The 22,035-nt window shown below is 59.5% G+C and carries 17 protein-coding genes and 1 pseudogene; 7 read left to right on the top strand and 11 right to left on the bottom strand.

Features of this window, described 5'->3' with window-relative positions:
- Window positions 1-195: 195 nt before the first annotated feature.
- Window positions 196-1,407 (bottom strand): pyridoxal phosphate-dependent aminotransferase, encoded by a 1,212-nt coding sequence (locus LOY43_RS19715; protein ID WP_007908620.1) that lies wholly within the window; start codon window positions 1,405-1,407, stop codon window positions 196-198.
- 224 nt (window positions 1,408-1,631) lie between these two features.
- Between LOY43_RS19715 and msrB the strand changes: the two genes are divergently transcribed.
- The 3 genes from msrB to LOY43_RS19700 all read left to right on the top strand — a co-directional run bounded on the left by msrB (window position 1,632) and on the right by LOY43_RS19700 (window position 3,080).
- The gene (gene msrB / locus LOY43_RS19710) at window positions 1,632-2,027 is read left to right on the top strand and encodes a peptide-methionine (R)-S-oxide reductase MsrB (protein WP_095048451.1); all 396 of its coding nucleotides are present in this window, start codon (window positions 1,632-1,634) and stop codon (window positions 2,025-2,027) included.
- 109 nt (window positions 2,028-2,136) lie between these two features.
- Window positions 2,137-2,622 (top strand): glutathione peroxidase, encoded by a 486-nt coding sequence (locus LOY43_RS19705; protein WP_016985485.1) that lies wholly within the window; start codon window positions 2,137-2,139, stop codon window positions 2,620-2,622.
- Window positions 2,619-3,080, top strand: a complete 462-nt coding sequence (locus LOY43_RS19700; RefSeq protein WP_095048450.1) for a MarR family winged helix-turn-helix transcriptional regulator — start codon at window positions 2,619-2,621, stop codon at window positions 3,078-3,080. The genes LOY43_RS19705 and LOY43_RS19700 overlap by 4 nt, the downstream gene beginning before the upstream one ends.
- Here the strand turns inward: LOY43_RS19700 and LOY43_RS19695 are convergent.
- The gene (locus tag LOY43_RS19695; protein ID WP_095048449.1) at window positions 3,064-5,385 is read right to left on the bottom strand and encodes a response regulator; all 2,322 of its coding nucleotides are present in this window, start codon (window positions 5,383-5,385) and stop codon (window positions 3,064-3,066) included. The two genes, LOY43_RS19700 and LOY43_RS19695, sit on opposite strands and share 17 nt — an antisense overlap.
- 167 nt (window positions 5,386-5,552) lie before the next feature.
- On the opposite strand from LOY43_RS19695, the gene LOY43_RS19690 reads away from it, so the two are divergent.
- Together LOY43_RS19690 and LOY43_RS19685 are read left to right on the top strand one after the other, a co-directional pair.
- Window positions 5,553-6,443 carry an ATP-binding protein gene (locus tag LOY43_RS19690; protein WP_095048448.1) on the top strand — a complete coding sequence of 297 codons (891 nt, stop codon included), beginning with the start codon at window positions 5,553-5,555 and terminating at the stop codon, window positions 6,441-6,443.
- Window positions 6,440-6,922, top strand: a complete 483-nt coding sequence (locus LOY43_RS19685) for a GAF domain-containing protein (protein ID WP_095048447.1) — start codon at window positions 6,440-6,442, stop codon at window positions 6,920-6,922. Before LOY43_RS19690 ends, LOY43_RS19685 begins: the two co-directional genes overlap by 4 nt.
- On the opposite strand, the gene LOY43_RS19680 is transcribed toward LOY43_RS19685, so the two are convergent.
- The 8 genes from LOY43_RS19680 to LOY43_RS19645 all read right to left on the bottom strand — a co-directional run bounded on the left by LOY43_RS19680 (window position 6,923) and on the right by LOY43_RS19645 (window position 18,293).
- Entirely contained in the window at window positions 6,923-9,868 is a 2,946-nt protein-coding gene (locus tag LOY43_RS19680) for an HD domain-containing phosphohydrolase (RefSeq protein WP_095125132.1), read from the bottom strand. It abuts the gene before it with no gap.
- Window positions 9,869-9,915: 47 nt separating this feature from the next.
- Entirely contained in the window at window positions 9,916-13,560 is a 3,645-nt protein-coding gene (locus LOY43_RS19675; protein WP_095125131.1) for a transporter substrate-binding domain-containing protein, read from the bottom strand.
- Between the two features lie 8 nt (window positions 13,561-13,568).
- Window positions 13,569-14,195, bottom strand: coding sequence for a response regulator transcription factor (locus LOY43_RS19670; RefSeq protein WP_007908640.1), 627 nt, complete (start codon window positions 14,193-14,195; stop codon window positions 13,569-13,571).
- A 367-nt stretch (window positions 14,196-14,562) separates the two neighbouring features.
- Window positions 14,563-15,891 (bottom strand): deoxyguanosinetriphosphate triphosphohydrolase, encoded by a 1,329-nt coding sequence (locus LOY43_RS19665; protein ID WP_258708611.1) that lies wholly within the window; start codon window positions 15,889-15,891, stop codon window positions 14,563-14,565.
- 76 nt (window positions 15,892-15,967) lie between these two features.
- Entirely contained in the window at window positions 15,968-17,131 is a 1,164-nt protein-coding gene (locus LOY43_RS19660; protein WP_099756841.1) for an EAL domain-containing protein, read from the bottom strand.
- Between the two features lie 123 nt (window positions 17,132-17,254).
- Entirely contained in the window at window positions 17,255-17,593 is a 339-nt protein-coding gene (locus LOY43_RS19655) for a hypothetical protein (protein ID WP_093435122.1), read from the bottom strand.
- Window positions 17,590-17,976 carry a phage holin family protein gene (locus LOY43_RS19650; protein WP_007908652.1) on the bottom strand — a complete coding sequence of 129 codons (387 nt, stop codon included), beginning with the start codon at window positions 17,974-17,976 and terminating at the stop codon, window positions 17,590-17,592. The genes LOY43_RS19655 and LOY43_RS19650 overlap by 4 nt, the downstream gene beginning before the upstream one ends.
- Window positions 17,977-17,978: 2 nt before the next feature.
- Entirely contained in the window at window positions 17,979-18,293 is a 315-nt protein-coding gene (locus LOY43_RS19645; protein WP_007908653.1) for a YqjD family protein, read from the bottom strand.
- A 305-nt stretch (window positions 18,294-18,598) separates the two neighbouring features.
- On the opposite strand from LOY43_RS19645, the gene LOY43_RS19640 reads away from it, so the two are divergent.
- A complete protein-coding gene (locus LOY43_RS19640) occupies window positions 18,599-19,807 on the top strand; it encodes an ammonium transporter (RefSeq protein WP_095048442.1) in 1,209 nt (402 codons plus the stop codon).
- On the opposite strand, the pseudogene LOY43_RS19635 reads toward LOY43_RS19640, so the two are convergent.
- A pseudogene (locus LOY43_RS19635) lies at window positions 19,804-21,515 on the bottom strand (cation:proton antiporter). The gene LOY43_RS19640 and the pseudogene LOY43_RS19635 overlap by 4 nt on opposite strands.
- 207 nt (window positions 21,516-21,722) lie before the next feature.
- Between LOY43_RS19635 and LOY43_RS19630 the strand changes: the two are divergent.
- Complete coding sequence (locus tag LOY43_RS19630; RefSeq protein ID WP_258708610.1) at window positions 21,723-21,959, top strand: glutaredoxin family protein; 237 nt, start codon at window positions 21,723-21,725, stop codon at window positions 21,957-21,959.
- Window positions 21,960-22,035 lie beyond the last annotated feature (76 nt).

The following is a 22,035-nucleotide window of genomic DNA, read 5'->3' as shown; positions in this document are numbered from 1 at the left end:
ATTCTTCGGTGCCTGGCACATTTCCCACGACAGATAACGATAGGGATGACGGCCAGCCGCGACCCGTCGCCATTAAGCTGGACGCAGGTAAAAGGTACGAATCGCAAGTGTAGAAGGCGTGCGCGGACGCGGAACGCAGAAGTGTTGCTGAATCAGACAGTGCGCAACGTTTGGCCGTTGCGCACTGCTGGCCAGTTACTGGCGGTAGGACTTGAGGAAGTTGCCGATACGGCCGATGGCCATTTCCAGATCGTCGACGCGGGGCAGGGTGACCACGCGGAAGTGATCCGGCCACGGCCAGTTGAACGCCGTGCCCTGTACCACCAGCAGCTTCTCGGAGAGCAGCAGGTCGAGGACGAATTTCTCGTCGTTATGGATCGGGCAGACCTTCGGGTCGATCTTCGGGAACGCATACAGCGCGCCCATCGGCTTGACGCAGCTCACGCCTGGAATGTCGTTAAGCAATTCCCAGGTGCGGTTACGCTGTTCCAACAGGCGACCCTGCGGCAGCACCAGGTCGTTGATGCTCTGATAGCCGCCCAATGCGGTCTGGATCGCATGCTGGCTTGGCACGTTGGCGCACAGGCGCATGTTGGCCAGCATGTCGATGCCTTCGATGTAGCTCTGCGCGTTGTGCTTCGGTCCGGAAATGGCGATCCATCCGGAGCGGAAACCCGCCACACGGTAGGACTTCGACAGACCGTTGAAGGTCAGGCACAGCAAGTCCGGGGCTAGCGACGCGGTGCAGATGTGCACGGCATCGTCGTACAGAATTTTGTCGTAGATCTCGTCGGAGAAGACCACCAGGTTATGCGCGCGGGCGATTTCCAGCATGCCCAGCAACACTTCCTTCGAATACACCGCGCCGGTCGGGTTGTTCGGGTTGATGATCACCATCGCTTTGGTGTTCGGGGTGATCTTGGCTTTGATGTCGGCCAGATCCGGGAACCAGTCGGCGCCTTCGTCGCACAGGTAATGTACGGCGTTACCGCCGGCGAGGCTGACGGCGGCAGTCCACAGCGGATAGTCCGGGGCGGGCACCAGCACTTCGTCGCCGTTGTTGAGCAGCGCTTGCAGCGACATCACGATCAGTTCGGATACGCCGTTGCCCAGATAGATGTCTTCAATGCCGACACCTTCAACATTCTTCTGCTGGTAGTACTGCATCACCGCTTTACGCGCGCTGAACAGACCTTTGGAGTCGCTGTAGCCTTGCGCGGTCGGCAGGTTGCGGATCACATCCTGAAGAATTTCGTCCGGCGCTTCGAAACCAAACGGCGCCGGGTTGCCGATGTTCAGCTTGAGGATGCGCTGGCCTTCCTCTTCCAGTCGTTTGGCGTGCTTGAGCACTGGGCCGCGAATGTCGTAGCAGACGTTGGCGAGCTTGTTCGATTTGCTGAACTGCATGGCGATGTGATCCCGAAAATGAACGATCCAGGCGGCGGGTGGACAACCGTACTGGGATTCCTGCGTCTTCACACAGGCGGACGTCTTGAGCCGTGGCTCCCATAATCCGTTTGAATGCGCCCGGTCTGGCTGCCAGACTGGTGCGTGACGAGGCGCAATCATACGTGCCGCCCGATCCGTGGAAAAGGTACAGATCGGGCTTTTTCAGCCGCTGAGGTGTGATGATGGAAAAGTTGGAAAAAACCCTGGAAGAATGGCGTGCGATGCTCGACCCTGAGCAATACAACGTTTGTCGTCTGAGTGCGACCGAGCGCCCGTTCTCCGGCAAATACAACGACACCAAAACCGACGGTGTCTACCACTGCGTTTGCTGCAACGAAGCGCTGTTCGATTCCAAGACCAAATTCGATTCCGGCTGCGGCTGGCCGAGCTTCTACGCGCCGATTGGCGAAAGCGCGATGACCGAAATCCGTGACATCAGCCACGGCATGATCCGCACGGAAGTGAAGTGCGCGCGCTGCGATGCGCATTTGGGTCATGTATTCCCGGACGGCCCGCCGCCGACTGGTTTGCGTTATTGCATCAATTCGGTTTGCCTGGATCTGGTTCCACGCGCATAAACGAATGAAGGCGACCTTCGGGTCGCCTTATTATTCGATAATTAAATTGCACACAATTTAATTGCTCGCTATGTTTGATCTTTCTTGACTGTCTGCGGAGCCCGACGCCATGAGCGACAACCTGTTGAACATTCCGTGCACCACCATCAAGGGTGAGCAAAAGACCCTGGCCGATTTCGCCGGCAAAGCGGTTCTGGTAGTCAACACCGCGAGCAAATGCGGTTTCACCCCACAGTACAAAGGCCTCGAAGAACTGTGGCAGACCTACAAGGATCAGGGTCTGGTGGTCCTGGGCTTTCCGTGCAATCAGTTCGGCAAGCAGGAGCCGGGTAACGAAGGGGCGATCAGTGAGTTCTGCGAGCTGAACTTCGGCGTCAGCTTCCCGCTGTTCAAGAAGATTGACGTGAACGGTGGAGACGCGCATCCGCTGTTCGTGCAGCTGAAAAAACGCGCGCCGGGCCTGCTTGGCTCCCAGGGCATCAAGTGGAACTTCACCAAGTTCCTGATTGGCAAGGACGGAAAACTGGTCAAGCGTTTTGCCCCGACCACCAAGCCGCAGGAGCTGAGCGGCGAGATCGAAGCCCTGCTCAAATGAACAGCTTGCCGGTCGATTCGCTGAAGCTCGACAACCAGTTGTGCTTCAAGCTGTACGCCGCCTCTCGGGCGGTGATTCGTGCCTACAAACCGATGCTCGATCAGCTCGGCCTGACGTACCCGCAATACCTGGCGATGCTGGTGTTGTGGGAATGGCAGGACGCTGCGCCGGAGCAACCGACGGTTAAGGCGTTGGGCGAGCGTCTGGCACTGGACTCGGGCACGCTGACGCCATTGCTCAAGCGTCTGGAACAGTTGCAATGGGTACAGCGCCAGCGTTCAACGCGTGACGAGCGCGAAGTGCACTTGAGTCTGACACCGGCAGGCCAAGCCTTGCGCGAGCAGGTCGGGCCGCTCAAGGCCCGATTGTTGTGCGACAGCGGGGTGGATCTGGACCGTCTCAATGACCTGCGCAGCGGACTTGATCACTTGTTGGGACAGATCAAAGCGCTGGCGTAGTCGGGATCCACTGATCGAGCAGTGCCGCCAGCTCTTCACGGCGGAACGGCTTGGCCAGATAGTCGCTCATGCCGGCTGCGCGGCAGCGTTCGCGTTCCTCGGACATGGCGTTGGCGGTCAGAGCGACGATGGGCAGGCTCGGCCAGCGCCCGCTCTGACGGATCTGCCGGCTGGCTTCGTAGCCATCCATCACGGGCATGTTGCAGTCCATCAGCACCAGATCGAATTCGTGATACTCCAACTGATCCAGCGCTTCGGCACCGTGGGCGGCGACGATGACCTCGCAGCCCAGTTTGCCGAGCATGCCTTTGGCCACCAGTTGATTGACCGGGTTGTCCTCGACCAGCAACACCCGCCCGCGCCGCACCGAGGGAGACGTTTCGAGTTGCGCATCGTTAACGGCGACCACGTCCGGTTGCAGGGTGCGTCGCAGGTTCTGGTACAGAGCATTTCGCGCCAATGGTCGGGCCTGTTGCTGCAGAGGCGCGAGTGCGGCGGCTTCTTCGCTCGGCAGGAAACTGCCGTAGGCGGTTACCAGCAAAATCGGCGCCCCAAGCGTCGGGCGCAAGCCGAACAGACACTCCGGACAATCGGTGATCACCACGTCCGGCGTCAGGCCCAGCAGTGAGTCATCGATGGTGCGCTGCTCATATGTAAGTCCCCACACCGGCAGCAGGCTCTGCAACAGTTCCGCCAGTCCACTGCTGGCAGCGGTGATGGCGAGGATTTTCCCGTGCAGCGGCGCCGGAACCAGTGCGCGGGTATGACACGGCAGTGGCAGCTCGGCACAGAACTGACTGCCGAACCCGGTCTCGGAGCTGATGGTCAGGCGCCCCTGCATGGCTTCGCAGAGGTTGTAAGTCAGCGCCAGACCCAGCCCGGTGCCGCCGTATTGTCGAGTGATGCCGGCGCCCGCTTGAGTGAACGGCTGGAAGATTTTCAGCTGCGCGTCCTGGGCGATACCGATGCCGGTGTCGCAGACCTCGATGCGCACGCCATCCTTGTAGGTCGACAAGCGCACATCCACCCGGCCGAAGCGGGTGAATTTCAGCGCGTTGGACAGCAGATTGCTGACGATCTGCCGCACGCGGGTCGGATCGCCCAGTACCAGTGCCGGGAAGTGCGGGTCGATCAGGCAGGTCAGTTCGACGCTCGGCGCGGCATTCTGCGACAGCAGGTTGGCGGTGTCTTCGATCAATGAGCCAAGATCGAACGGGATGTGCTCAAGCTCCAGTTGCCCGGCATCGAACTTCGACAGGTCGAGAATATCGTTGAGCAATTCGACCAGCACTTTGCCCGAGTCGTGGGCGATCGACAGTTGTTGCTGCTGTTCGGCATTCAACGGACCGTCGAGTGACAGCGCGATCATTCCCAGCAGGCCGTTGAGCGGCGTGCGGATCTCATGGCTCATGTTGGCGAGGAACGCCGAGCGGGCCTCGGCCATTTCCAGGGCGGTGCTGCGGGCGACTTCGAGTTCCTGATTGGACTGGCTCAGCCGTGCGTTGATCGCCTTGAGTTCAGCGGTGCGCGCCGAGACGATGTTTTCCAGTTGTCCGAGGTAGTCGGTCAGACGGTTTTCGGCGTTGCGTCGCTGCTGGATCTCGGTGGCAATGTTCTCGAATTGCTGATTGGCGACTTTGACCAGCACGCCGATTTCATCGTTGCCGTGCCCGGACGGGCACTCCAGCGTGGTCGGCTCGGCGCTGCGCGGGTCGCGCCCGCTGAGTTCGCGGATGACCCGCACCAGTGGTTTGGTCAACATCACATAGAACAGCGCCAACAGGATGCCGGTGAGAATCAGGCTGCGGGCGAAGCCATTGAGCAGGGTCACCTCGGCGCGGCGCAGGAAGCGGCTGCCGAACGCATAGGTGTCGACCTCAAGGCTTAACACGCCCAGCGATTCATTGGGCAGATGATCCAGATACAGACGGTCTTCGAACTGGCGTTTGGCGCCAAACAGGAAGTCGCTGATGACCCGATAGCCGCTTTGCAGTTCCGGGCGTTTGACGCTGGCCAGCACCGTATTGTTGTTGTCGATCAGTTGCGCAGAAATGATTGCCGGCGAGCGCAACAGGCCCAGGGTCAGTTCCTGCGCCAGTTCGGCGTCGATGTTGTAGGCGATCCGTGAGGCCGGGTTATGGCTGATTTCCAGCAAAGACAGGATTTCACGGTTGATGGAGGCGTCTTCACTGGCATAATCGATGCCGATTTGCAGCAGGCTGAGCAGCGTGCCCAGAATGAACCCGACCAGCACGGTAAGCCTGGCTTGCTTGTAAGACAGCCGGTGGGTGAATTTGATATCCATGGGGTGTTGAACCACTTCCGTTTCCCTTCGCTGCTCAAGCATAGTCGATCATGTATGGATACCGAGGTTCCCGAATCGCCTTGTAACAAGGCTTGGTAGGGTGATTTTTATCTGTGTGTCGTCGCAGGATTCACCATCATCACTGTGAACGTGCCCGAGGAGAAGACGTGGATTCCCGATTAAATGCTTTTCTTGAACGCGCCGAGTCGGTTCTGGCGCGTATCGAACCGTTGTTGCCGGCACCACGGCCGGTGATCGACTGGGGCACTTGTCTGGCGGCGCGCTGGCAACGCGACGGGCGCAGCGGCTATCTGATGCCGCTGGAAGTCAGCCTCGACATGCGCCTGTCCGACCTGATCGGCGTTGACCGTCAGCTCGAACAACTGGGGCGCAACACCCAGCAGTTTCTCGATGGTATGCCGGCCAACCATGCGTTGCTCTGGGGTTCGCGCGGTACCGGCAAGTCGTCGCTGGTGCGGGCCTTGCTGGCGGAGCACGCTGCCGCCGGCCTGCGCCTGATCGAGATCGAGCGTGATCATCTGGCGGATCTGCCGCGGGTGGTCGAGCAGATCGGCAAGCTGCCACAACGCTTCGTGCTGTTTTGCGATGACTTGTCGTTCGAATCCGGTGAAGGCGATTATCGCGTGCTCAAAAGCGTCCTCGACGGTTCGCTTGAGCAGGCCCCGGACAATGTATTGCTGTACGCCACCTCCAACCGCCGCCACCTGGTGCCGGAAAAGGAGAGCGATAACGAAAACTGGAAACGCGTCGACGGCGAACTGCATCCCAGCGAAGCCGTTGAAGACAAGATCGCGCTGTCGGACCGTTTCGGTCTGTGGCTGTCGTTCTATCCGTTTACCCAAGAACACTTCCTTAACGTCGTCGAACACTGGATCGGCCAGTTGGCCGCCAAGGCCGGCCTGAGCTGGCAGCGCGACGAAGCACTGGACATCCTTGCGGTGCGTTGGGCCACCGGCCGCGGTAATCGCAACGGACGTTGCGCGTACCAATTCGCCCGTTACTGGGTGGGACTGAAATTGTTGGAGCACAAGGCATGATTGATTTGCAACAAAGCGGCCAGGGCCTCGAAGGCTATGGCATGTTGGCCGCACAACTGGAATCGCTGCTGGCGGACGAGCGTGATTTTATCGCCAACGCCGCGCAGTTTTCGGCGTTTCTGTTCAACCAGCTCGATGACCTGAACTGGGCGGGTTTTTACCTCAACCGCAACGAAGAACTGGTGCTTGGTCCGTTCCAGGGGCAGATCGCCTGCGTGCGCATTCCGTTTGGTCGTGGTGTGTGTGGCGCGGCGGCGGCCACTCGGCAAACCCAGCGCGTTGAAGACGTACACGCGTTCCCGGGGCATATCGCCTGCGACAGCGCCTCGAACAGCGAACTGGTCGTACCGTTGGTCAAGGACGGGCGCCTGATCGGTGTACTCGACCTCGACAGCCCGAAACTGTCGCGTTTTACCGCGCAGGATCAGGCCGGCATCGAGCAACTGGCGGCAATTTTCCTGCGTCTGACCGACTGCTGATCACGCGGTGAGGCCAGCCTTGTGCAACAGGCTGGCCGGATCGACGTTATCGATTTGACCGGGATCGAGAAAACGCACGGCGTACTGCATGTAAACGCCTTCGTTGATGAACAATCCAAACAGCTGGGCATCGATGTGCGCCTCACGGCACATGGTGGCCATGATCGCCAAGGCCTCGCTCAGCGTTTTGGCCTTTTTGTACGGGCGATCGGCTGCGGTCAGCGCCTCAAAGATATCGGCAATCGCCATCATCCGCGCGGGCAGGCTCATGTCCTCACGCTTCAGGCGTTTCGGGTAACCGGAGCCGTCCATTTTTTCATGATGGCCGCCGGCGATTTCGGCAATGCTGTCGAGGTGGCCGGGGAAGGGCAGGTGGCTGAGCATCATGATCGTCTGCACCATGTGGTGATTGATCATGTAACGCTCTTCGCGGGTCAGGGTGCCACGGTTGATGCTCAGGTTGTACAGCTCGCCGCGATTGTATTTGTGTTGCGGTACATCCAGTTTGAAGCCCCATGGATTGTCTTCGGGGATCAACTCGTTCGGGTCGCGTTCAAGCAAGTGCTCCGGCTTGTCTGCCAAAAGCTTTTCACTGACCGGCAGATTCGGTGCCGGCGTGCGCGCCTGACGCCGGTTCTCTTCCCATGACACGCCCAAGCGGTCATCAAGGGTGCGCAGCCAGGTGCGTTGCGCCAGATGGTCAAGGCGCTGCAGATCCGCCTCTGCCATCGCTTCACTGCCCAGATTACAGCGCGCGACAAACGTAAAATCGTCGTCCAGCGCCGTCAGCGTGGCATCGCGCAATTCGGCCAGTGCAGTCTCATCGCCGCCCAGAGCACACGCCTGCCAATAGCTGATCCAGGCATCACGCTTGAGCACTTCGAAACGCGTGCGAATTTCATGAATACGGTCGTTGATGGTTTCCAGTTTGGTGGCCTTGTCGACCACATATTCCGGCGTCGTCACTTTGCCGCAGTCGTGCAGCCACGCGGCAATGTGCAAGGCTTCCCATTCATCCTCGCTCGGTTGGTAGGCACTGAACGCCGGCGCCTCGCTTGCCGCTGCCGCTTGGGCGAGCATCAGCGTCAACTCTGGCACGCGCTGACAATGGCCGCCGGTGTACGGACTCTTGGCGTCGATAGCGCCAGCGAGCAGTTGAATGAAGGCGTCGAGCAATTGCTTCTGGCGGGCTTGCAGGCGTTGGCTCTCGATACTGACCGCCGCCGCGCCCGAGACAGCCTGGAGGAACGCGATGCGATCAGGGCGCAGTTTTTCCAGATCGGCTGCCGTGCCGCTGTCGCTCACCAGCAGAATCAGCAGGCCGATGGTTTCGTCGTGGCGGTTGTGCAGGCGGATGCCGATCAGATGGATGCGGGGCGATTGCATTGCCAGCAAGACCTTCTGCAAGTCGCCGGCCTGATCGACGCCGAAGTTGCTCACCACGTTGTTGGCGCCGACCAATTGTTCAAACCACGCCGGCCCTTTGTTCTGTTGCAGGTCGTGTCCCTGAATGTCGAATGCTTCCAACGCCTGAGACGTACCATCGATCACCAGCCCGTATGGCTCCATGCGGCTGCTGTCGCTTTCACGCAGATAGATCAGCCCTGCCTGCGCCTGAGCAATCTGCACCGTTTCAAACAGCACCCGTTGCAGCAGCGGGGCGAAGCGGGTTTCGGCGCCGAGGGTGTCGGTAATCCGGAAGAAACTCGCCAGAGTGTCTTTCATCCGCGCCATCGACACACTCAACTGGTCGACTTCAAGCACCGGCGAGCGGCGGGCCAGAGGAAAGTTGAAATCGAAACTGCGAATCGCGTCGGCTTCCTTGACCAGCGCATGCAACGGCTTGACCAATATCCGCGAAATCACCCAGCCCAGCGGCAAGCACAGCAGCAGGGTCGCGAGGGTGATCAGCGCGCCTTGCCAGCGCAGGCGGTAGGCATCGATCAATAACTCGTCCTCGGGCACCAGCAGCGCCAACTGCAAACCTTTCGGGCCGCCCTCCTGAATGCTGCTGCGGGCGACGATCCACTGGCGACCATCGGCTTCCAGGCGATTGCCCGCGGCTGCGCCGGACAACAGCGCATGCAAGCCCGGACTCAGATCCGCCGCTTTGGCCAGATGCGCGCCGCTACTGTCGACGATCAGGCGTTCGCTGTCGGGATAGGCCACGGCGTTGCCGTCAGCATCGAACAGGGCAATTTCGGTGGAGGGTGTGACGACATGTTTGCTCAGCGCCGCCGACAGGGCGACCAGCGTCAGGTCAGCACCGATGACGGCGTTCTCGCCGCTGCGTCGGGCCAGCGTCGTGCCGACATTGCGCGTGGAGAAAAACACGTAGGGCTCGGTGGTGATTTGTTCGTTTTGCTGGCGAGCATGGTTGAACCACGCGCGGCTACGCGGATCGTAGCTGTCGTCGGGGTTGTCCTGACGGCTGATCAGCGACAATGTCTGGTCAAGAAACAGCGATTGCGAGTGCACCGCGCCCTGCGGGTCATGTTCGATACTCCAGACCTGATACGCCGCCGCTTCAGGGGCCTTGAGCAATGTCTTGATGGCGGCGCTGCGCAGCGGACGCACCATGAAGAAATCGCCATTGGCATAACCCAGATATAGCGATGCCAGATTGGGATTGTCGTTGAGCGACTGGCTAAACGGTCGGAGCAAGGGCAAGCGTTGTTCAAGGCGCGCGGCCTGAGTGGCGGGGTCATCCGCCAGCAAACTCAGCAGGTGACGAATCGGCTGATAGGTTGCGGACATGTCCAGACGTACGTCTTGTTCGATCCTTTCGAACAGCTTTTCGCTGCTCGACAGGATGATCTGCGTCGTCTGGTGGTAATTGAACAGGCCCAGTACGACCCCGGTGAGCAGCAACAGGAATGTGAACATGACGCTGATGTGTACATGCAGCGGAAACCGGCGTTGCTCCGGGCGCAGTGGGCTGGGCATTTCGGACTCTCCATGATGGTTAACTCACTGCTCAGCGCCAAGCATAGTTAAGGCAAGCTCATTGTGCTTCGATCCGACACCGCCAATTGTTGCTGTAATGCCTGCTCCAGTTCGAGCATGGCGCGGTTGCTCGCCTCGCAACGGCGAGCAACTTCGTCTGTCGCCATGGCCTCGGCGCAGGCCTGCTCAAGGGCATCGCAACACTCGATTACGCGCGATGCCTGCGCGATACGTGCCGCGCCCTTGATTTTGTGAGCGACCACCGCCAGCGCCCCGCGATCCTGTTCCGGCGACAGCGCGAGCAGTTCCTCTCGGTCGAGACGGCTGCTTTTGAGCAATTCCGCCAGCAGACGGCGAGCCTGGGCCGGATTGCCACCGGTCAGCATGTTCAGGTTTTGCAGGTTGAAAGCCGGCGGCGCTGATGTCGGTGTGATGCCATCGACCCACTGGCTGAGCAGGCTCAGGCTCAGGGGTTTGAACAGGCAGTCGTTCATGCCGGCCTGCTTGCAGCGCTGGATTTCTTCGGGCTGCGCATTGGCCGTGAAACCCAGCACGGTGCATGGCGGACAGCGCGCTTGCAGTTCCTGCTGACGAATGGCGCGGGTCAGATCATAGCCATTCATCAACGGCATGTTGCAGTCGACAATCACCAGATCGAAGTGACCGGTCTTCCACAGTTCCAGGCCGCTGCAACCGTTCTCGGCAATGCTGAAGTGATGGCCGAGAAACTCCAGTTGTTGACACATCAGCAGGCGATTGGCGGGATGGTCATCCACCACCAAAACGCGTAAGGGGGTCTGCGATGCCTTGATTGGGGATTCACTTTTGACCGTGCTCAGCTGTATCGGCAGCGTTTCCAGTGCCAGCGAGACGCAGACCTGGGTGCCGATGCCAGGCTGGCTGCTCAATTGCAATTGCCCGCCCATCATTTCGCACAGGTTGCGGCTGATCACCAGCCCCAGGCCGGCACCACCTCTGCCTTGCTGGCTGCTGTTTTCCGCTTGGGCAAACGGTTCGAACAAGCGCTGCTGATCCTCGGCACTGATACCGACGCCGCTGTCCTGTACGGTCAGCTGCATCAGGGCGCGGGCAGGTACATCGGTGTTCATGAGGTCGAGGGTGATCCGCACATGCCCCTGTTCGGTGAATTTGATCGCATTGCTGACCAGATTCGACAGCACCTGCTTGAAACGCAGTGGGTCCAGATGCACATCGACGGCCAGATCTGGTGGGTTGAAGATGACTTGCAGGGAGAGGTTTTTCTGCCGGGCGAGACCGTCGAAGATCCTGGCCACTGACGTCACCGTATCGACCAGATTGACCCGTTCCGGACAAAGACTCAGACGCCCGGATTCGATCCGTGCGATGTCGAGAATGTCGCCGATCAAACCCAGCAAGTCCTTGGCCGAGTGGTACGCGGTGTCGATGGATGAGCGATCCGGGTGCTGCGGATCCATGCGTTTGAGCGTCAGTTCGAGCATGCCGATCACCGCGTTCATCGGCGTGCGGATCTCGTGGCTCATGGTCGCCAGAAAGGTGCTTTTCGCCCGGTTGGCCTCATCCGCCCGTTCTTTGGCCGTACGCAACTCGTCGAACAGCTGGCGGCGCTCGCTGATGTCGATCCAGCCGCCAATGATGCCTTTCACCTCACCGCTGGAGTCGCGGTACGGCAGTATCCAGTGATAGATCGTCAGACGCCGGTTGCCGATGTGCAGGGGCCGGTCGACGACCATCGGCGTGCCTTCGGCGATGACACGCTGGTAATCGGCCTGAAACGCTTGGGCCTCAAAGGCATTGCTCAGGGAGCCCTCGATGACGTTTTTGCCGATGACTTCCTCGCGGCGGGCATTGAATGCTTCGAGATAGCTCTCATTGCAACTTTGCAACCTGCCCTGGCGGTCGCGCACGTAAATTGGATGCGGTGTGCCGTCGACCAGCGAACGCATGAATTCGAACTGGTCGTTCAGCGCTCGTTCGGCAGCCTGGCGTTTTTTGATCTGGTGGCGCATGTAAGCGTTCCAGACCAACAGCAACAGCAGTAACAGGAAAGCGCCGATGATCACTTGATAGAACAGGCGTTGGTAGTTGTGCCAGATGTTCTGCGAGACAGTGGAGTAACCGCGCCAGCGCCCATTGATCACCCCCAGTTCGTCGGGCGCGATGCTCAACAACGCCTTGTTGATGATCGACGTCAGTTCCGTGTTGTCCCGCGCGGTCGCCAGTGAAAACGCCGCCTGGCCCGTGCCGATCGTGGTGGTGATCTGCAGCGCCTGATTGAAGATTCGCGAAGAAATGAAATAGTTGGCAATCACCAGCGAGTTCACCGCACCGTCGACATGGCCTTCAGCGAGCTGGGACACCGCGCTGAACGTATCTGCCGTTTCGATCAACTGGATGCGCGGATATTCCCGACGCAGGTACTCGACCATCGGATTGCCTTGGGCAATCGCCAGTCGCTTGCCCTTGAGCTTGCCCAGATTGGTCGGACCATCCGCGCTTTTGCGGGTCAGTAGAACGTAGGAGTTCTCCAGATAGGGACGACTGAAGTTGAGGGTTTTCTCGCGCTCCGCCGTCGGCAGTAATGCGGCGATCAGATCGGCTTGATGATGGTCGATCTGCTGGATCATTTCCGCGTCGTTGCGGCTGCGACGGATCTCGAAACGCAGGCCGGTGCGCAGGCGGATCAGCTCGAGCAGGTCGGCACTGATGCCGCGAAAATTACCGTCGTTGTCAAAAAATGTCAGCGGCGCGAACGCTTCATTGACCACCACACTGACTACCGGATGTTGTTTGAGCCACGCTTCTTCGCGCTGGGTCAGTTGCAGTTTCCGGTCGGTGAGCAGCAGATCACTGCCAGCGCTCCAGCGCTTGGCAATATTGTCACGCTCACTGGCCGGCACAGCTTTTAGTACTGTGTCGATGATGGCCAGCAGTTGTGGGTTGTTGCGGCGCACGGCGAAGCTGAATCCCTGGGCTTCCTGCTTGCCGAAATTGGCCATGCGCACGTTGTTCAGATAACCCTTGTTGATCATGTAGTGAGTTGAAAGCGTGTCGCCGAGAAACACATCGGCCTGATCGAACGCCACGGCGTTGATTGCATTCTGGTAGGAGGGGTAGCAGGTGATGAGCGCTTTGGGGTACAGCGCTTTGACTTCGGGCAACGGCAGATAGTGATAGACCATGCTCAATCGCAGCCCGGCCAGGCCTTCGGTGAGTGAGCGGGTTTCGTCCTCGCGGGTAACCAGCACCGGCATGTCAACGGCGTAGGGTATCGACAGCGCCAGGTTGGCATTGCCCGCTTCGAAGCCGTTCGCGGTACCGAGCAGGTCGATCCGGCCATCGACCAGTGCGCTAATCGCCGCGTCCCGAGAGGGAAAGCGCTGCACCCGGATCGGTAGACCGGTGGCCTGGCCGAGGAGCCCGGCGTAATCGGCCGTCAGACCTTCGTAATCCTTGCCACTGGTCGTCATGTCAAAAGGCGGGTAGTCGGGCGCGGAGGTGCCCACGACCAGTTCGTTACGTGTCAGCAGCCACTGCCGTTGGGAGTGTTCGAGCGTGACCGGAACTGGCTCGTCCGCCGACCGGCTGAGCAAGGCATAGTCAGGTGAGGTGCCGGGCATGGCGAACACATTGGCGCTCAGGTAAAAACCTGCGCTCAACGCAATTAAATAGTCCTTTAAACGGCTGGGCATGCGGGCTCTCACACGAGTGCGTTTCGTTTGGCCATCTCGATAAGTTCTACAAGGGATTTGGCCTTGAGTTTTTGCATCAGACGTTTTTTGTAGGTGCTGACGGTCTTATTACTTAGAAACATGCCCTTGGCTATTTCCTTGTTAGTGCGACCCTGGGCGAAAAGTTGCAAGACCATCAACTCACGATCATTAACAGATTTGAATAATTCAAGTTCGGCAAAACGGATATCGTCGCTGCGCACCGGATTCAATGCCTGGCTGGGGAAGTAGTTGTAACCGGACAGTACCGCTTTGATCGCACTGACCAGTTCACTCAAGTCTTCCTGTTTACAGACATAACCCGATGCGCCGGATTGCATGCAGCGAATGCCGAACAGCGTCGGACACTGTGCCGTCAGGATCAGGATCTTTAACGGGGAACCCATGGCATTGAAGCGAGCCAGTACTTCGAGGCCATCCAGCTTGGGGATGCTCACATCGAGAATGACCAGATCGGGCATGCACTCGCGCACCATTTGCATGGCATCGACTCCGTTATCGGTTTCACCGACGACCTTGTAACCTTCATGCTCCAGCAGCATTCGAACGGCGAGACGGATGACCGGGTGATCGTCGACAATAAAAACGGAGTTCATAATCAAATCCCATGCAAGCACGAATAAAGCGCGCACCTTAGCTCAGTTGAATGAGCACTCGCATGAAGTGACATGGCTTCAGTCACGATATCGGATTAATCCTACAATTAATGAGGAAACGGACTACAACCAAACTAGGTTTGACGTAAGGAAGTGCTGGATTTGAACGGGCTTATAGTTTGACTTGAATGATTTGCAAGTACTGGCCGTAAATGGCTTTTTAAAGATGTTTAAAGTTGCTGAGTCATCGGCGCAATAATTGCCGCTATTCCAGCCATATCAGACGCCCGTCGACACTTGTGGGTCGATAATCACAGGCTGTGTGGATACGGACGGCCATCGTTATGGCCGCCCGTAGGCGAGCGGGTCAGTGACTGGAGCGCCCGGTCATTTCCAGCGCCATGTCGCTGGCGTAGCTGTCGGTCATGCCGGCGATGAAATCGATCATGCGCAGAAACGACGTGTGTAACGAACCCTGCGGATCCGGTGCGTTACTGCCCAGCAGATCGAGAATGCGCCGGCTTTTGAACGACGGTGTACGACCGTTGTGTTGTTCCAGCGCCGCGCCGCAGAACGAGTTGAGCAGAATCTCGAGCGTGGTATAGGCGCCGATTTCATGCAGGGTTTTGCGTTTGTCCTGAAAGATTTTCTTGCGGGCGATGTCCTTGGCATTCAGCACGCAACGCTTGGCCGGGCCGTGCATGTGCTCGACCAGATCGCCGTGCAGCGTGCCGGCGAGGAGGGCGTCCTGTTGTTCGACAAAGGCCCGTGCGGCGGCGTTGGTCAAATGCTCGATGGCCTTGCCGCGCAGGATCGCCAGTTTGCGTCGGCGCGAATCCTGCGGGCCGAGTTGGCGATAGGTTTCCGGCAGATCATCACCCACCAGCCCGAGCAGCAGCGATTCGACTTCGGCGTAGTCCAGCAGCTCCATTTCGAGACCGTCTTCGAGATCAATCAGCGCGTAGCAGATGTCGTCGGCGGCTTCCATCAGGTACACCAGCGGGTGACGCGCCCAGCGCTGGTCTTCGATTTGCGGCAGGCCCAGTTTGTGGGCGATCTGCTCGAGCAGCGGCAACTCGCTCTGATAGCAGCCGAATTTGTGTTTCTTGTAGCCCAGGGAGTCGGCGTGGCGCGCGGTCCACGGGTACTTCAGGTAAGTGCCGAGGGTGGCGTAGGTCAGTCGGGTGCCGCCGTCGAACTGGTGATACTCCAGCTGAGTCAGGACCCGGAAACCCTGGGCATTGCCTTCGAAATTGAGGAAGTCAGCGCGTTCGGCTTCGCTCATGCCGTCGAGCCAGCCGCGTCCGGCGGCCTGCTGGAACCAGTGGCGGATGGCGTCTTCACCAGAATGGCCGAACGGCGGATTGCCGATATCGTGGGCCAGACACGCCGATTGCACCACCATGCCGAGATCGGCCGGGTCGCACCATTCGGGCAAGACAGTGCGCAGGGTTTCACCCACCCGCATGCCCAGCGAACGGCCGACGCAACTGACTTCCAGCGAGTGGGTCAGGCGCGTGTGAATATGATCGTTGCTGGTGACCGGGTGGACCTGGGTCTTGCGCCCGAGACGGCGGAAGGCGCCGGAGAAGATAATGCGGTCATGGTCTTTGTGGAAAGGGCTGCGGCCAAGTTCTTGCGGGCTGTGCAGCGGCTTGCCGAGGCGTTCGCGGTTGAGCAGGGTGTGCCAATCCAAGGCTGATTCTCTCCGTCAGGTGACTGGGGGCGTTGGCCCCTAGCTTCCCGGTTCACGTCCGCCCCTGCAAGCGGAACTACAGTCCGGCGGCGTCAATGTCGATCAGCAGCAAACGTTCACCGTTGTCGAAAAACTGCCCGGCTGTCAGGCAGTACTGATTGCTGGTGGCATCGCGGTAGGTATTGGAGAGCGTCAAGCGCCGCTCCTCCCAACCTTCGGCGAGCAAATGATAGAAGTACGGGCGCCACGACCAGTTGTGCCCCAGATAGCGATTGTCGGCGACCCAGCCATGCTGCCGCCATTCCAGATTGGGCGTCAGTTGCGTGCCGTGGCGGTCGCATTGATAAAACCGCAGCAGCCAGGGGAAGGCGTCCAGTTGTGGCAAAGCGCTCAAAGGGGCATGGGCCTGAGCCCAGGCTTGCAGGATCGACATCAGTTCAGCGAGTTGCTGGCGCATTTGCATCAGTCGTCCGCGCTCCACGAGTTTCTGCCGGACATAGCGCTGGCGCAGCTCGGCGAAGCGTTGGACGAACGCGTCACTGGGGAAAAACGCCTCCTGTGCCCGTGCGAACAGGAATCCCTGCACATAGCGCGATCCGCATTCCAGGGCGAAATTCAACTGCGCTTCGGTCTCGACGCCTTCGGCGATGATCCAGCAGCCGGTCTTCTCGGCCATCTGCGCGAGGGCCTTGACCACGTCGCTGCTCGGCCCGCCCAGTGCCGCGGCCTGGAACAGGCGCATATCGAGTTTGAGAATGTCCGGTTGCAGCGCCAGCACCCGATCCAGTTGCGAGTAGCCGGCGCCAAAGTCGTCGATGGCGATTCTTGCTCCCGCCTCGCGATAGCGCGCGACGACTTCGGCTAGGCGTTGACCATTGCCACCCAGTTCGGTGATCTCGAAGACGATGCGTTGCGGATCGATGTCGTAGCGTGCCAATTGCTTGAGACTGGGCAAGGCCTGATCGGCGCGCAGGCGACTGATCCAGCGTGGCGACATGTTCAGGCTGAGAAACCAGTCTGCCGGCGCTTCATGCAAGCGGCTCAAGGCGTTATCGCGGATCTGCCGGTCGAGACGGCGCAGGGCAATGGCGGGCGTGCGCGGGTCGGCGAATAGAGGCCCAACCGAGTTCAGTTGACCGTCGGCCTGGCGCAGGCGCCCCAGCGCTTCGACGCCGGCAATGCGTCCGGTGGCGGTATCGATGAAAGGCTGAAAGCAGGCGAGCGGTTGCCCGTCGATCACGGGGCCTCCTTAGTGGTTCTTGTTCTGGTGAACCCCGCCGACCGGGTAGGCGCACGGGATCGAATCTCCGGATAAAGAGATTCATCCCGCCGACAGTGCAAGAATGTAGCCAGATGTATCTGTTTAGCGTTTCGCCGAGCTCTGCATCACCAGTTTGATCAGCGGCCCGAGGCTGGTGCCGAGCCGGATCAAGCGGGTCAGGCCACCGACACCGCCGCTTTTCGCGCCTTTGCCGGTGATGAAACCCAATAGCGTAACGGCGGCCACGCCCCACAAAGGCGCGTGTTTGATGCCGAAACCACCTTGCAGGTTTTGCGACATGCCGCGCATGCGCTGCAGAGGCTGCAACACTTGCCCGGCTTCATGGCGGATTTCCTGACGATGCATTTCCATGCGCAGGCGGATCAACGCCTTGCGCATTTCCCGACGCGAGCTGTTGTGTGGCAGTTCAGGCAGGCTCATGGCAGCAGGCGCTCCCGGTCGTTGGCCAGCTCTTCGAGCGTGCCGTGGAAAGGCGAGGACTCATCGAAGATCGCAGCCTTGAGGCGCAGCGCGCAGAAGATCGAGGCCAGGGTATAGAACACGCACAGGCCGATAATCGCAGCAAGGCGATAAGTGTCCCAGAACACAATCATCACCAGTGTCGATAAGCCCACCAGTAATAACAGGGCAAAGACTAACGCCAGGCCTGCGAAAAGCAACAGGCTGACGGTACGTGATTTCTGCTCCTGCAATTCAATGCCGAACAATTCGACATGACTGTGCAGCAGACCGAGAACGGCGGCGCCCAGGCGTCGCGTGGAAGAGGCGGTGCCCGCAGTCGGGCCGGATTCACCGATCGACATAATCAGCGCCGGGTAGCCAACAGGCCGATCAGGAAGCCGACACCGGCGGCAATACCGACGGACTGCCAAGGGTTGGCCGAGACGTAATCTTCGGTAGCAGTGACTGCCGCCTGACCGCGATCACGCAAGGTTTCTTCGGTCAGTTTCAAGGTTTCGCGGGCGCGCAGCAGGCTGTCGTGAATCTGCTCGCGCAGCTCATCGGCCTGATCGCCGGCCAGGGTGGCGGTGTGCTCGAGCAAGCGTTCGGTGTCGGCGACCAAAGTCTGGAAGTCGTTCATCAGGATTTCTTGAGCGGTCTTTGCCTTGATGCTGGCCATGGGTGGATCTCCGTAAGTGACGTCTGAAGCGTTCGAGTATGAGCCTTGCGCGAAGGTTCAGTACAAATGACTGGTACAACTTTTGCTGTGTCGTGGTGCGTTCCCCGGCGGTTGTGCGCTGTTGTCGGGCGTGCGCCTCGAGAAACCTTATCCCAAACAAGCCCGGTTCGTGTCAGGACATCGACCTCGTGCGCCAAAGCGGTTCGCCGGACCTTCGGATCTGCGACTGCGCGGTCGCAACTTGGTGCATGAAATGTGCGTATGAACCGCTTTGGTGCCTTTTTCGCCTTTAGGTCTGCCTGCTTATGGAAAATCTGCAAAGCGCTGTGGACACCCTGGTTCACAGCTCCAATACCTTGTTCATTCTGATCGGTGCGGTGATGGTGCTGGCGATGCATGCCGGTTTCGCCTTTCTGGAAGTCGGTACGGTGCGCCAGAAAAACCAGGTCAATGCGCTGTCGAAAATTCTCAGTGATTTCGCCGTCTCGACCCTGGCCTATTTCTTTATAGGCTATTGGATTTCCTATGGCGTGACGTTTATGCAGCCGGCGGCGGTACTGAGTGCCGATCACGGTTATGGACTGGTGAAGTTTTTCTTCCTGCTGACCTTTGCCGCAGCGATCCCGGCGATCATTTCCGGCGGTATCGCCGAGCGCGCGCGTTTCGTGCCGCAGTTGTGCGCTACGGCCTTGATTGTCGCGTTCATCTACCCCTTTTTCGAGGGCATGATCTGGAACGGCAACTACGGTTTGCAAGCGTGGCTGACGGCGCAGTTTGGTGCCGCTTTTCATGACTTTGCCGGTTCCGTAGTGGTGCACGCCATGGGTGGTTGGCTGGCGCTGGCGGCGGTATTGCTGCTGGGGCCGCGTAATGGCCGTTATCGCGACGGTCGTCTGGTGGCGTTCGCACCGTCGAGCATTCCCTTTCTGGCGTTGGGTTCGTGGATTCTGATTGTCGGCTGGTTCGGCTTCAACGTGATGAGTGCGCAGACGCTGCAAGGCGTCAGCGGTCTGGTGGCGGTCAACTCGTTGATGGCGATGGTCGGCGGCACCATGGCGGCGCTGCTTGTCGGACGTAATGACCCGGGCTTCCTGCATAACGGCCCGTTGGCCGGGTTGGTGGCGATCTGTGCCGGGTCGGATTTGATGCATCCGGTTGGTGCCCTGGTGACGGGCGCGATCGCCGGTGCACTGTTTGTCTGGTGCTTTACCGCCGCCCAGGTGAAATGGCGCATCGACGATGTCTTGGGTGTGTGGCCATTGCACGGCTTGTGCGGCGTGTGGGGCGGGATTGCCTGCGGGATCTTCGGCCAGACTGCGCTCGGCGGTATTGGCGGCGTCAGCTTGATCAGCCAGTTGATCGGCACCGCGCTGGGTGTTGCGGTGGCGCTGATCGGTGGCTTCGCTGTGTACGGCGTGATCAAGGCGCTGCACGGGCTGCGCCTGAGTCAGGAACAAGAGTATTACGGCGCCGACCTGTCGCTGCACAAGATCGGCGCGGTAAGTCAGGATTAAGTCTCGGCATCGTCGCTACCGGGATAAAAACCATGAAGCAGGCGATACCGGTCGATGCGCACCTGATCGACTTTTTCCTGCACCTGATGCGCCGGCAAGCCGAGCATGATCAAGGCGTGAGAGGCGAGCATCAGGCTCGATTCCAACAGTTCCGGCACCACTTCGGTGGCGCCGGCGGCTTTCAGTTCGGCCCACTGGCTGTCGTCGCGGGTACGCACCAGTATCGGTACGTGGGCGTTGAGCCGACGTGCTTCCTTGAGGATACGCAGGGCAATGTCGCTCTGATCCACAGCAACCACCAACAGTCTGGCGCGTAGCAGGCCCACGGCGGTCAGCAGGTCGCCGCGCGACGAGTCGCCGTAATGCACGTCGCTTTCTCCACTGGCGGCTTCCTGTACCCGCACCGGGTCATTGTCCAGCGCAATAAAAGGCTGCTTGGCGTTGCGCATGAAACGACCGATGGATTGGCCGACGCGGCCGTAGCCGCAAATCACCACATGCTGGTTGAGGTCGGCGTTGAGGGCGCTGATCTCTTCGATTTGCGCCTCCTGATTGGGTTTGCGGTGCAGCACTGCTGCGATGCGTGGCGCTGCGCGCAGCAACAGGGGCGTCAACAACATCGAGCAGAACGTCGCTGCGAGCAGCAGGTCGCTCAGTGCTTCGGGCATCATGCTGTGTTGCTGCATCTGTGCCATTAGGGCGAAGCAGAACTCGCCCCCTGGGCCAGCGCCAGACCGCTGCGCCATGCTGTTTCGCTGTCACTGCCGCGCCACTTCACCAGCAAGGCCACGACGATACCCTTGATCACCATCAAACCGACGGTGAGCCCGAGGATCAGCAGGCTGTGACTGACGAACAGTTGCAGGTCGATGAGCATGCCGATGCTGACGAAAAACACCCCGAGCAGAATGTCGCGGAACGGCCGGATATCCGCCTCGATCTGGTGTCGATAGTGGCTTTCACCGAGCAACATGCCGGCCAGAAATGCACCAAGGGCAGGGGACAGCCCCAGCAGGTGCGTCAGCCAGGCGGTCAACAGCACAATCACCAGCGCCAACAGCACAAACAGTTCTGCCGAGCGTGACGCGGCCACTTCATGAAACAGCCTCGGCAGTAACCAGCGACTGGCCAGCAGCAGACCGACAAACAGCACCACGGTTTTTACCAGGGTCAAAGGCAACGCCCAGTACCAGACTTGCTCGCTGCTGCCGGCAAACACCGGCACCAACGTCAGCAGCAATACCGCGATAACGTCCTGAAACAGCAAAACGCCGACAGCATTCTGGCCATGACTGCTGAACACCTCGCCGAGGCTGCCCAACTCTTTGGTCACAATCGCCGTTGAGGACAGCGAAAGCCCGGCACCGAGCAACAGCGCCGGCGTCATCGGCATGCCCAACAGCATCAGCAGCAAACCGAGCAGCGCGGTGCTGATCAGCACCTGCTGGCTGCCGAGACGAAACACCACCTGGCGCAGGGCGATCATCTTCGACAGGGAGAACTCCAGGCCCAGTGAAAACAACAGAAACACCACGCCCAACTCGGCTACGTCAGGCAAGTGTTCGCTTTCGTTGACCCAGTCGAAGGCACTCGGCCCGACCAGCAGTCCGACGCACAGGTAACCCAGAACCGGTGGCAACCGCAGGCGACGGAACAGGGCAATGACCACGAGGGACGAGGCGAGGATGATCAACAGATTGGCAAACACTGGACACTCCGATGGCAGATCAGGCTTTTCAAGCGTAGAGGCAAAAAGACCGGGAGGATCGCGCAAATGATTTTTCTGTGGACTGATTTGCGTCAGGGTTTTGCCTGTGACCCTTTGTTGAGGGGCTGGAGCCTTTGGGCGGCGCTGGCTCGACGGGTTTTCAGGTGCGGCCTAGAATAGGCCCACTCATTTTTTGGTTGAGCAATCATGCCTCCTGAATGTCAGCTGTTCGGCACCCTTGGATGCCATTTGTGTGAAGTCGCCGAGGCCGAGTTGATGCCTCTTGTCGAGCATGGTTTGTTGGTTGAACTGGTCGATATTACTGAGGATGAGGCTTGGTATGCGGCTTACAGCCTGCGAATTCCGGTACTGCGCCGTGTCGATACAGGTGCTGAGCTGGGCTGGCCATTCAGCGCTGATGAGGTCGTGGCATTTCTGCGTTAATCCGCATTTTCTGGTTTATCCCGCCGGTCGCTACTGCCATGCATTCCTTGGCATTTTGCGGTTTCATCGGTTACTG

This window comes from Pseudomonas sp. B21-041, from assembly GCF_024748675.1.
GTDB classification, from domain to species: domain Bacteria; phylum Pseudomonadota; class Gammaproteobacteria; order Pseudomonadales; family Pseudomonadaceae; genus Aquipseudomonas; species Aquipseudomonas neuropathica.
The sequence above is the reverse complement of the archived record's forward strand: the minus strand, read 5'-3'. Positions and strand labels throughout refer to the sequence as shown.

Coding starts and splice junctions, on each gene's coding strand:
- LOY43_RS19685 (WP_095048447.1), top strand. CDS start 6,440: ATGATTGATTTGCAACAAAGCGGCCAGGGCCTCGAAGGCTATGGCATG.
- msrB (WP_095048451.1), top strand. CDS start 1,632: ATGGAAAAGTTGGAAAAAACCCTGGAAGAATGGCGTGCGATGCTCGAC.
- LOY43_RS19650 (WP_007908652.1), bottom strand. CDS start 17,976: ATGTCGATCGGTGAATCCGGCCCGACTGCGGGCACCGCCTCTTCCACG.
- LOY43_RS19640 (WP_095048442.1), top strand. CDS start 18,599: ATGGAAAATCTGCAAAGCGCTGTGGACACCCTGGTTCACAGCTCCAAT.
- LOY43_RS19680 (WP_095125132.1), bottom strand. CDS start 9,868: ATGCCCAGCCCACTGCGCCCGGAGCAACGCCGGTTTCCGCTGCATGTA.
- LOY43_RS19695 (WP_095048449.1), bottom strand. CDS start 5,385: ATGGATATCAAATTCACCCACCGGCTGTCTTACAAGCAAGCCAGGCTT.
- LOY43_RS19715 (WP_007908620.1), bottom strand. CDS start 1,407: ATGCAGTTCAGCAAATCGAACAAGCTCGCCAACGTCTGCTACGACATT.
- LOY43_RS19655 (WP_093435122.1), bottom strand. CDS start 17,593: ATGAGCCTGCCTGAACTGCCACACAACAGCTCGCGTCGGGAAATGCGC.
- LOY43_RS19705 (WP_016985485.1), top strand. CDS start 2,137: ATGAGCGACAACCTGTTGAACATTCCGTGCACCACCATCAAGGGTGAG.
- LOY43_RS19670 (WP_007908640.1), bottom strand. CDS start 14,195: ATGAACTCCGTTTTTATTGTCGACGATCACCCGGTCATCCGTCTCGCC.
- LOY43_RS19645 (WP_007908653.1), bottom strand. CDS start 18,293: ATGGCCAGCATCAAGGCAAAGACCGCTCAAGAAATCCTGATGAACGAC.
- LOY43_RS19700 (WP_095048450.1), top strand. CDS start 2,619: ATGAACAGCTTGCCGGTCGATTCGCTGAAGCTCGACAACCAGTTGTGC.
- LOY43_RS19630 (WP_258708610.1), top strand. CDS start 21,723: ATGCCTCCTGAATGTCAGCTGTTCGGCACCCTTGGATGCCATTTGTGT.
- LOY43_RS19675 (WP_095125131.1), bottom strand. CDS start 13,560: ATGCCCAGCCGTTTAAAGGACTATTTAATTGCGTTGAGCGCAGGTTTT.